General features: G+C 26.4%; 10 protein-coding genes. 1 reads left to right on the top strand and 9 read right to left on the bottom strand.

Annotated features, from left to right (window positions below; all coding sequences use genetic code 11):
• The 9 genes from ACYQ44_RS06805 to aspS all read right to left on the bottom strand — a co-directional run.
• Positions 1-1,295 (bottom strand): polysaccharide biosynthesis/export family protein (locus ACYQ44_RS06805; RefSeq protein WP_459996185.1); only part of this gene is annotated, 1,295 nt, incomplete at its 3' end.
• Positions 1,296-1,305: 10 nt separating this feature from the next.
• The gene (locus ACYQ44_RS06800) at positions 1,306-1,761 is read right to left on the bottom strand and encodes a tetratricopeptide repeat protein (protein ID WP_459996183.1); all 456 of its coding nucleotides are present in this window, start codon (positions 1,759-1,761) and stop codon (positions 1,306-1,308) included.
• Entirely contained in the window at positions 1,751-3,496 is a 1,746-nt protein-coding gene (locus ACYQ44_RS06795; protein ID WP_459996182.1) for a ligand-binding sensor domain-containing protein, read from the bottom strand. The genes ACYQ44_RS06800 and ACYQ44_RS06795 overlap by 11 nt, the downstream gene beginning before the upstream one ends.
• Positions 3,493-4,092: a glycerol-3-phosphate 1-O-acyltransferase PlsY gene (plsY, locus tag ACYQ44_RS06790; RefSeq protein WP_459996180.1), complete on the bottom strand. Its 600-nt coding sequence runs from the start codon at positions 4,090-4,092 to the stop codon at positions 3,493-3,495. The genes ACYQ44_RS06795 and plsY overlap by 4 nt, the downstream gene beginning before the upstream one ends.
• A gap of 13 nt (positions 4,093-4,105) precedes the next feature.
• Positions 4,106-5,434 (bottom strand): ribosome biogenesis GTPase Der, encoded by a 1,329-nt coding sequence (der, locus tag ACYQ44_RS06785; protein WP_459996178.1) that lies wholly within the window; start codon positions 5,432-5,434, stop codon positions 4,106-4,108.
• An 11-nt stretch (positions 5,435-5,445) separates the two neighbouring features.
• Complete coding sequence (locus tag ACYQ44_RS06780) at positions 5,446-7,002, bottom strand: S1 RNA-binding domain-containing protein (RefSeq protein ID WP_459996177.1); 1,557 nt, start codon at positions 7,000-7,002, stop codon at positions 5,446-5,448.
• Positions 7,002-7,844, bottom strand: coding sequence for a 4-hydroxy-3-methylbut-2-enyl diphosphate reductase (gene ispH / locus ACYQ44_RS06775; RefSeq protein ID WP_459996175.1), 843 nt, complete (start codon positions 7,842-7,844; stop codon positions 7,002-7,004). Before ispH ends, ACYQ44_RS06780 begins: the two co-directional genes overlap by 1 nt.
• A 4-nt stretch (positions 7,845-7,848) precedes the next feature.
• A complete protein-coding gene (cmk, locus tag ACYQ44_RS06770) occupies positions 7,849-8,514 on the bottom strand; it encodes a (d)CMP kinase (protein WP_459996173.1) in 666 nt (221 codons plus the stop codon).
• 11 nt (positions 8,515-8,525) lie between these two features.
• Positions 8,526-10,286 (bottom strand): aspartate--tRNA ligase, encoded by a 1,761-nt coding sequence (gene aspS, locus ACYQ44_RS06765; RefSeq protein WP_459996171.1) that lies wholly within the window; start codon positions 10,284-10,286, stop codon positions 8,526-8,528.
• Positions 10,287-10,507: 221 nt separating this feature from the next.
• On the opposite strand from aspS, the gene ACYQ44_RS06760 reads away from it, so the two are divergent.
• Positions 10,508-11,710 (top strand): S-layer homology domain-containing protein, encoded by a 1,203-nt coding sequence (locus ACYQ44_RS06760; protein WP_459996170.1) that lies wholly within the window; start codon positions 10,508-10,510, stop codon positions 11,708-11,710.
• The last annotated feature ends 42 nt before the right edge of the window (positions 11,711-11,752 follow it).

The following is an 11,752-nucleotide window of genomic DNA, read 5'->3' as shown; positions in this document are numbered from 1 at the left end:
TCTTTGTCTATTCCCAATTTCCCAATTAGTGTTTCTAAATCAAATTTTTCTGTTTTTCCAAATGATACTTTTCCTTTATTTGTCACATATACATATTTTTCTATTGGATTAAATTTAATTATCATACCTTTAATTAATTGAATATTATTTGTAGCTTCTACTGTAATACCTGTTTCGGGATTAAACACTTCTATTAAATAGTCATTTTTATCCAAACCCATTTTTCCAATAAGTGTATCTAAATCAAAATTTTCCTTAATATCAAATAAAATTTTTCCTCCACCTTTATTAGAACTAACATATACATAATTTTCTTTACTTTCAAACTCAACAATATCTCCAACACTCAATGTATAATTTTCATCTAAGTTTTGCAGTTTCCCTTTTTCTTTATTGTAGACCGTATATGTAACATAATTTGGTACAATTCCTAATTTTGCCATTAACGTTTTTAATGTGAAGGTTTCATTTTTTTCAAAAAGTATTTTTCCTCCCTTGTTTAATCCAAATACATAAACGAATTTTTCTAATTTATTAAAGATTATCGTATCTCCTTTATTCAAAGGGAAATTTTTATTTTCTTTTAAATCTTCAAAATTATACTTTATTATAGAATTATCTCTTAATATTATAATTTCATTTTCAAAATTTTCTGGATTTATATTTAAATTAGAAACAATATCTTTTAAAGATATCCCTTCATAATATTGAACTGTTTTTATGCCATAATCCATATAGATATTAATGTTTGTATCAAATTCAAAAGGTATTACAACAGTTGAATTTTCTGGAATTTCAGGATCATTTTCCAACAGTAATCCTTTAAATAAATTTGTTATATCATATCTTTCTTCTTTCCCATCTGGATATTTGACAATAGCATATGTGCTTTTCCATGGTTCAGCAATTCCACCACTTAGGGAAATGATTTTAGTTAAAGATAATTCAGGTTTAGATAATTGAATAATTCCTGATCTATTAACATTTCCTATAACTTGTACTTCAAATGGCGCATAATTAATTATTCCTAAAGTAACATTAGGTGATTTAATATAAGTACTTATTCTTTCTTTAATTTCTTTCTCAAGGGTTTCTATTGTTTTTCCATACGCATTTAATCTGCCTATTGGAGGAACTGTTATTTGACCATCTGGACCTACCACTATTTTTTGATTAGAATATTCCGAATAACCAAAAACCCATAATCCCAAAACATCTCCCGTTCTTATTGTATAATTTGAAAAAAGAGAAACTCCTAATAAAATAATTAAAAAAACAACTGCCTTTATTTTCATAATTTCCCTCCTATATATTTTTTAAATTAATTATTTTTTCTATCAAATTTAATTCTTGGCTTGAAAAACCTGATAATTTTAGATTTTCTAATAATTCTTTCGCTAAATTAATGTTGTTTACTTTCATAGCAGCTTTAATCTTTATTAATGTCATATCTATAGAGAACTTACTATTAGCTTCTATTTTTAAACATTCTTTATACGCCCCACTTTCAAAAGCAGATTTTAAATAATAATAATATGTTTCGTCAGTTTTTAAACCTTTTTCAATAGATTTTTTAAAATTATCAAAAGCAGATTTTGGATTATTTTTCATTAAATAACACACACCAAGATTATGATAAGCTAAAGGATTTTCTGGATCTTCTTGTATTGCTAATAAATAATTTTTTATAGCCAAATCTATATTATTTAAATTTATATATTTATTTCCAAGATTCAAATAATAATTACTTTTACTCTGCAATTCCAACACCATCCGAATAATAATATAATGTATCGTTTATTATTTTACTACCTGTTTGTAAAAAAATCTTTACTGGTCGAATACCTGGAGCAATAGGAGGAAATATTTGATAATCTATATTTTGTACTATTTTGTAATTTATTTTTATATAATTCTCAAAAATACTATAGTATTTTACAGGAACAATACCTCCTCGAGTTAATCTTATTAAAGATTTTATGGACTCATCTACAATTTTATCAGATACAATGAATAAGGAAATATTTGAAAACATTAAAGGAACTATATTTTTAATGGAAATATACTTTTTAAAATTATTATTATCTTTATCATTTAAAATAACAATTGAATCGTTATTTAAAAGAGGCAACATTTCAAAAAATAAGTATTCCATATTATCGAAATTATATATATTAGGTTTTTGTAGTAACTTATTAAAATTAAAGGCATATCTACCCTGAGAATCAGTTATATATATTTTTTTATCTATAAAATCAATATAATTATTTCCTGGTGAAATTGTATTAACTTTTAAATTAATTTTCATAGTAGCAACATCAAAATTAATATAATAGATAAACATATAATATGGTATTATATCACTAATAAATTCTATATGATCTATTATTATCTCGTATTTTGAATAATCAAACTTCATTAATACTCCATTTTTATATTTCATTAAATATGGAAATTCAAATAATTTCATTTCATTATTATTTTGATAAAGATAAGTTCCATCATTCATGTAAGTAACTAAAAAGGCTTCATAGGGTAGCGAAACAACTTCTAATGGTAAATGATCATTTTTTAAAGGTATAATTTTATAGACATTTTCATTTTCAATAGAGAATATTACTACCTGTTTGTTTTTTATATCTAATAAATATAAGTTATCTTCCGAAAAACTACCTGAAGTTATTATATAATTATTATTTAAAGCAAATTCATCCAAAAGATTTCCATTGAAATCTAAAAGATATATGCTATTATTTTTTGCATTATAAGTCCAAAATCTACCTATTTTATCTAATTTAATTAATAGGAGATTACTGTTTTCATTAATTTTATCAAAATTATATGTTTTTTGTTGAGAAAAATTTTTCATAACATAAAGACCTGTATTACCAGAAATATAAAAGTAATCTGTTCTTTCATCATAATATATATTAAAAGGTATGAAATTTTCATTGATAACATTATTTAATTTAATCCAATTTTCAAATGTATTATTTAAATCTGTATAATAAATTAATTTATTTTCAATATCTAAAATATATATAATAGAATTTATAATAATAAAGTCATTCGCAATATAGAATTTCTCATTGCTATTTACAACATTTTTAACTTTTCCTATTTCTTTTAATTTAATTTGAGGTTGTATTTTTTTTCCTATATTACTTAAAGAATTAATGAAATTTAATAAAGATATAGCTTCATTATTTGAAGGAGTAAAAAATAAAATGTTATTTAAGTCTTCTTTTGCTTTTTCAACATTTCCTAATAACAAATCTAATTTTGCAGCAAAATACCAAAAATAAGGCATATCTTTTAAGTATACCTCATTTGTCATAGCTTCTTCTAATTTTAATCTAGAATCATACTTTTTTCCAGAATAAAAATCTTTTAGGCTCTCTGAAAAAAGTTTTCGAGCCTCCTTTTCCCCTTCTGTTAAATTTTGTGAAAATAATATTGAAGATAGTAATATAAATATAATCAATAACTTTTTCATTTTTTTATAGATTTCTTAAAAATCTCTATTATATCTGTTTTTCTTTCTGTACCGTTTAATAACCTTATTATATTAGATTTATGTTTATAAACACTTATTAAAGCCAATATTAAAGTTAAAATACCCAATTTAGATGAATATATAAATCCTATTATTCCTATAACAGACATAGTTATAACTGATGCCAAAGAAACATATTTAGTTATAATTGTCAAAGGTAACCATAATAGAAAAAATATTAACGCTAATACTGGGTTAAGCGCAAAATACGCTCCTACACTAGAAGCAACACCTTTTCCACCCTTAAATTTTAACCATAGTGGATATATATGCCCGACTACAGAAAAAAAGGCTACAAAGTATGCTATATTACCACTCATTTTGTACACAATTAATGTTGGAATAAAAGATTTTAAAGCATCTAAAACCATACTTAAAACACCATAAAAAGCTCCTGCACTTCTTAATACATTCGTTCCACCAACATTTCCGCTTCCTACTTTAGTTATATCTATTCCATTTAATCTTGCAATAAAAAAACTAAATGGTATAGATCCACAAAAATATCCAAACAAAATCCATAAAATATAATTCAATTTTATCACCTCGTTATTTACCTCTACTCCTAAACTTAATAAATAAAGGGGAACCTATAAAAGGATCAATATATCTTCTAATCATATTTTGAATAGCTCTTTGATAAGATTTAGGAATTTGTTGCGGCATATTACTAAAAAATGTAAACACAGGTGGTTTTGTATCTACTTGGGTTCCGTAATAAATTTTTATTCTTTTTCCTTTACGAACCGGTGGTGGTGAAACCATCATAAATCTTTCTAAAGCTGCGTTTAAAGCACTGGTAGGTATCCTTTTTGTATATGAATCATATGCTGTATCAATAGCATCCATTAATTTCTCAATTCCCCAATGTTTAGCTGCAGATGTAAAAACTACCGGACTATAATTTACAAAATACAATTCCTTTTCAAATAATTTAAGATATTCTTCTATTCTTTTATCATGAAATTTCACTAAATCCCATTTATTAAAAGCTATAACAGTAGCTTTCCCTCTATTTTCAGCAGTACCTATAACTTTTTTATCTTGCTGAGTTATCCCTTCAGTAGCATCAATTAATAAAACCACCACATCAGAATTTTCTATTGCTCTTATGGTCCTAACCGTACTATACATTTCAACACTACCATATTTTGTCTTTGATTTTCTTTTTAGCCCTGCTGTATCTACAAAAAGATATTTTTGTCCATTTATTTCTAGTAACTCATCGATACTATCTCTTGTTGTTCCAGGAATGTCTGAAACAATAGCTCTTTCAATTCCTGTAATTGCGTTAAATAGGGAAGACTTACCTGCATTTGCTCTTCCAATTAATGCCACACGAATTATTTCATCATCTTGAACTTCTTCTACTGTATAATGAGGTACTTTTTCGAAAATATTGTCTATTAATTCATCTAAATTCTTATTATGTTCAGCAGAAATAGGTATAGGTTCTCCTAGTCCTAATTTATATAATTCTGGTAAAACATTAATTTCATACTTTTCATATGACTCTACTTTATTCGCAACAAGTAAAACTTTATCTTTTACTCTTCTCAATACATTTGCCAAGTAATAATCTTCTGCTGTTATCCCATTTCTCCCATCTACAACAAATAATATTAAATCAGATTCATTTAAAGATTCAATAACTTTATTTTTTGCTACTTCTTCTAACTCATTAGTTGGTTCTTCGAAAATCCCGCAAGTATCAACTAAGGTGAAGGCACGCCCATCGTAGCGTGCCTCACTAAAAATTTGATCTCTAGTTACGCCTGGATAATCCATTACAATAGCTTTTTTTTCTTTAATCAACCTATTAAAAATAGTTGATTTTCCTACATTCGGTTTACCAATTATTAGTACAACTGGTTTCATTTATATTCACCTCATTTTATTAAGCTTACTATCATACTTCCTTTTTGTTCTTCATTTTCAAATTCAATAGATAAAATTTCTCCTTCAACCTTGCTACCTATTTCTAAAACATTTTCTATTTTTTCATTTTCATCTAATTCAATTCTTGATTTAGGTATAAAGGCCTCTACTTCATAGTCATCCACTAAAATAACTGCACCTTTACCAACATATTTTAATACCTTTCCTGTTACTGTATCACCTTTTTTCAATTCATTAGAAACTCTTTTCCAAGGATTATCTTTAGTTTGTTTTACACTTAATTTTATTTTTCTATTTTCTTTATCAATATGTAATATTTTTGCCTCAACAATATCTCCTTCTTTAAAGAGATCTTCAACATTATCAACAAAATTCCAAGATAATTCAGATACATGTGAAAAACCTGTTAGATTATTATCTAATTTAACTATAATTCCATTAGGCAATAGTTTTTCAATATGTCCTTTGACAATATCTCCTTCTTTAATCTTTTCATCAACATTTTCCCATGGATCTCCAATTACTTGTTTATAACTTAAATTTATTTTCTTTTTATTTTTATCTACAGAAAGAACTTTAACCTTAACTAAATCTCCAATTTTAACAACATCTTCTATTCTTCCTTTTCCTGTCCAGAAAATTTCAGATTCATGAACTAATCCTTCAATACCTTCATCTAATCTTATCGCAAATCCAAAGGGAAAAATTTCTACAACTTCTCCTGTAACTACTGAATCAACAGGAAATTTTTTGTCAATACTTTCCCATGGGTCATCCTTTAATCGTTTAACTGATATCGATACTTTTTTATTTTCTTTATCTAATTTTACAATAACCCCTTTTATTTTATCTCCTATTTTATATTCTTTTGTATGATCAAATTTTTTGTCCCAGGATAATTCACTTTTTGGTGCTAATGCTGTAACATATTGATTTATATTAACAAATAATCCAAATTCTTTAATTCCACTAACTTTTCCTTCAACTATCATATTTAGATGATGTGTATTAAAAAATTCTTCAACATATTTTTCAACTAAACCTCTTCTTGAAACTACTATATTTATTTTTCGTCTTCTTTTCTCATTTTTCAAAACAAGAAAGTCCATTTCTTCTCTAGGAAACTCTTCATTTGGATTTAATAAAGATAACGAACCAGGCAAAAATCCACTTATTACATTTTCTAATTCAACAATATAACCTTTATCCACCTTCTCTTTTATTTTTCCTTTTACTATTTTCCCTTCAGTTATTTCATCGATAATTTCATCTCTTTTTGCTGCTTTTTCAGAACCAAAAGCTTGACCTTCAGATTCATTAATCTTCAATAATTTAACAGTAATTTGATCCCCAATTTTATACTCTTTTATGTTTTTTAATAAATAATCTTTACCTACATAAACATCAAATGGTTTTCCTTCAGCTGAAACAAATAAACCATCTGGGCTAATGGAAATAATTTCTCCCTTAATAATGTCCCCCTTTTTTATTTGAAATTCTGTTTCTTCACTTAAAAGTTTTTCAAATTCACTTTTATCTCCAACCATCAAAAACCCCTCCTTAAAAATTCAATTACATCGTTAATAGATTTATTTGGTGTAGATGTACCTGTTAAGATACCTATTTTTTCATACTTTGATAAATCCAGTTCTTTTAATTCATTGACCGAGTCTATATGAATAGATTTTTCATTATATTTTTTAGAAATTTCATATAACTTTTTAGTATTTGAGCTATGTTTTCCTCCTATTATTATAACAAAATCTGACCAAATTGCAATATCTTTAGCTTCATTTTCTCTAATTTTCGTTTCGTAACAAATAGTATCTTTAATTAACAACTCATTATATTCTGAAATCCTTGAAATTTCAGCAGAAAATTCTTTAAAATTATTATAATCTATTGTAGTTTGAGTAATGATACATATTTTATTATGTTTAAACGTTTTTGGTTCTCTTATTATTTCTATCTTATTTTCATCAATATTACCTTTTAATCCAATCATCTCTGCATGTTCCTTTTTCCCATATGCTACAATAAAATAACCTTCCTTTTGCTTTTCATATGCATAATTAAAAACCTTCTCTACAATTGGACAAGTTAAATCTATGACTTCAAAAAAACTATTTTTTAAAATTTCTTTTTCTTTTTTTGGAACTCCATGTGCCCTTATTATTCCAATTGAATTATTGGAATCCTTCGGAATTTCATCAATTGAATAAAAGAACATCACTCCTTTAGAGATCAATTCATCTTTCACTTCATTATTATGGACTAAATCTCCATATATATAAACTTTTTTATTTTTTTTAGCTAATTCCAAGGCTTTTTTATAGGCTCTTTCTACACCATAACAAAATCCAACTTTTGATGCAATTTTTATTTCCACAAAATCACTCCAAATTCATTCTTTTTATTATTATCTCCTTTATTTCATTAATCACAGTATCTATATCTTTCCCAGTTGTATCAACCTCAATTGCGTCTTCAGCAGGTTTTAATGGTGCAATCTCCCTTGTTGAATCCGCTATATCTCTTTTCTTTATTTCGTTTAAAACATCTTCAAATTTTACATCCTCGCCTTTTTCAATTAACTCCTTAAATCTTCTTTTGGATCTTTCTTCAATTGAAGCTGTTAAAAATATTTTCACTTCAGCATTAGGTAATACTACTGTTCCTATATCCCTTCCATCAATAACCACACCATGTTTTTTAGCAATATTTCTTAAAATTTCATTTACTTTTTCACGAACAATAGGGTTTTTTGCAACTATAGAAGCAGTTTTTCCCATTTCTGGTGTTCTGATTTGAAAGTCCAATTTTTCATCAAAAAGATAATAGTTTCCATTTATAATTTTTATATCAAAAGTTTTCAACGCATTTATTATATCATTTTCATTATTCAAATCAAAATTATTCTTTTTTAAATAATACCCAAAGGCTCTATATAATGCTCCACTATCCAAATAATATAGATCAAATATTTTAGCTATTCTTTTTGCTATAGTACTTTTTCCTGAACCAGCTGGTCCATCAATAGCTACGTTGAACTTATTCATTGCATACCTCCTTAAAGATCTAATTTAATCTTTAATTCTTTCAATTGTTTTTCAGATACAGTTGAAGGAGCTTCTGTCATTGGGTCTGAGCCACTTGCTGTTTTAGGAAAAGCAATAACTTCTTTAATAGATTCTTCTCCTGCCATTATTGCAATTAATCTATCAAAGCCTATAGCAGCTCCTCCATGCGGTGGCGGCCCATATTTAAATGCTTCTATTAAAAATCCAAATTTCTCATTTATTTCTTTCTCACTCAAACCAATTAATTCAAATATCTTATTTTGTAAATCTTTTCTATGAATTCTTATACTACCACTTGCCATCTCATATCCGTTTATAACTAAGTCATAACATTGAGCCCTGATTTTTAATGGATCGGAATCTGCATATTTTTCAAATTCATCTAATTTAGGCATAGTAAATGGATGATGCTCAGCAACCAATCTATTTTCTTCTTCGTCTAAAGCAAACATTGGAAAATCAACTACCCATAAAACATCAAATCCATCTTTTTTATCCATTTCTTCTCTAATTAATTTAACTCTAATATGCCCTAAAATTTTATTTATTTCTTCTCTCTCTCCAATCAAAATAAATGCAATATCATTTTCTTTTAAAAGTCCATTTTCAATCATTTTATTCAATTCAGGTTCAGCGATTTTTTTAATGGACGATTTTAGATTACCTTTTTCATTCTTTACCCAAACCAGACCACCTGCTCCAACAGATTTTGCAAATTCTGTATATTCATCTATTCTTTTCCTAGAAAATTTATCACCCTTATTTTCTAAAATAATCCCTCTAACTGTTTGTCCATTGTTAATTGCATTCTTAATAAATGTAGCTTCGGTATTTTTAAATATTTCTGTATAATCCTGTATTTCCATACCATATCTTGTATCAGGTTTATCAGAACCATATTTATCCATAACTTCATCATATGTAAATCTTCTAAGTGGTAATTCTAAATCATAATTAATTAATTCTTTAAATAATCTTTTTAACAATCCTTCTGTCAATTCTAATATATCTTCCATTTCTACAAATGACATTTCAAAATCTATTTGCGAAAATTCAGGTTGTCTATCTGCTCTAAAATCCTCATCTCTAAAACATCTAGCAATTTGAAAATATCTATCAAAACCAGAAACCATTAATAATTGTTTAAATAATTGTGGTGATTGTGGCAAAGCATAAAATGAGCCTGGCTTAAGCCTTGAAGGTACTAAAAAATCTCTTGCTCCTTCTGGAGTACTTTTTGTTAAATAAGGAGTTTCAATTTCCATAAAATCATTTTCTGAAAAATATTGCCTTGTTATTTGTAACGCCTTATGCCTCAATAATAAATTATTTTTCATTTTATCTTTTCTCAAATCTAAATATCTATATTTTAATCTCAGATTTTCAGAAATTTCTTCATCCTTATTAACATAAATTGGTGGCGTTTCTGATTCAGACAATATTTCTAAATCTTCTACTAACACTTCAATTTCGCCTGTTTTCATATTTCTATTAACGGCTTCTTCTGGTCTCTTCCTTATTTTTCCTTTTATAGCTATTACATATTCATTTCCTATCTCCTTTGCTAATTCATAAATTTCTTTATTTTCAGGATCAATAACAAATTGCACTTTTCCATATCTATCTCTTAGCAAACCAAATTTAATTCCACCAAGATCCCTTATTCTTTCCACCCAACCGTTTAAAATCACCACCTCATCAACATTTTCAATATCCAATTCTCCACATTTATGAGTTCTTTTTAATTTCATTAAAACACCTCCAGATTCTTATTTATTTGATTTAAATTTGTATAATAATAAGGATTTTGTTATAATAATGTAGAATATAAAATTAGTTTATATAAATTAATTTAAGTATATCATAAAAATATGTCTAAAAAGACTAATTTATTTTACCATTTTTTTTGATTTTTGTGGTAAAATAAAGTTATGAGTTTGAAATTAATAATAAAATTTTTGGAGGTGTTAGAATGAAAAAGCTTCTTATCATTTTAATGGTGTTAGCTTTAGCTGTATTTTCTTTTTCAGCAACAACTTATAAAGACGTACCTGTAAACCATTGGGCATTTGATTCTATCGAAAGATTATCTTCTTTAGGAATAATTGAAGGATTCCCTGATGGGACATATCAAGGTTTATCACAAGTAAACAGATATCAACTAACAGTAGCATTAGATAGAGCATTAAAATATGTTGAACAACAATTATTTGCTACATTAGCTGAGAAGGTAGTTTCTCTTGATAAACAAGTTCAAGAGTTAACAAAAAATCCTTCAGGCTTAACAAAAGAACAAGTAAATTATTTAATCGAAGATGCGATATCAAAATTAGATACAACAGAAATGGATAATAAAATTAACGAATTAGAAAATTCTATAAACGAATTAAAAACAGCTTATGATGTTATCAGTTTTTTAAGTACCAAAATAGATAATGTAGAAAAAAAAGTCGCAGCTCTTGAAGAAATGAAATCATATGAATCAAAAATTAATTCATTAGAATCAAAATTAAATGATTTAAAAGTTTTTTCAACTGATTTAGAAAATTTAAAAAAAGAAGTAGCAGCAAATAAATCCGCAATCGAAACTATTGGAATATTGGCTAATAAAGTGGCTGATTTAGAAACAAAAATTAATTCTATTGATCTAGAAACTATTAAAAGCGATATAACTTCAAATTCACAAAAATTAAATGCGTTAGAATTAGCTTTAGATAATTTTGCTACTAATGATGCACTAAATAAATTAGAAATGGAATTGAATAGTTTAAAAGCTGATGTAACCTCAAATTCACAAAAACTAAGTGCTTTAGAATTATCTTTAGATAAATATGTAACTAAAGATGAATTAAAAGAATATCCAAAATTTGCGGATTTGAAAAATTATCCAACATTTGGAGATTTAAATTCAACATTAAAAAATTATGCTGAAAAAACAGACTTAAATAAATATGCAGTTGCTGCAGAGGTTGAAACGAAATTAGGGAACTACGTAACAAAAACAGATTTACAAACTCAACTAGAAAAATATGCAACCTCAGATTCTGTTGTTGATCCTGAAAGAATAAACAAAATAGAAAAAACTGCAAATCAAGCTAATATTTTAGGTTGGTTAGGAATTGCATTAGGTTTGGCCGGAGTTGCTATTTATTTTGTGAATCCATCAAGCTATTAATTTATAAAAAGTCCTCTTCCTTTCGGAAGAGGACTTTTTTAT

Source organism: Marinitoga arctica, from assembly GCF_054657315.1.
The sequence above is the reverse complement of the archived record's forward strand: the minus strand, read 5'-3'. Positions and strand labels throughout refer to the sequence as shown.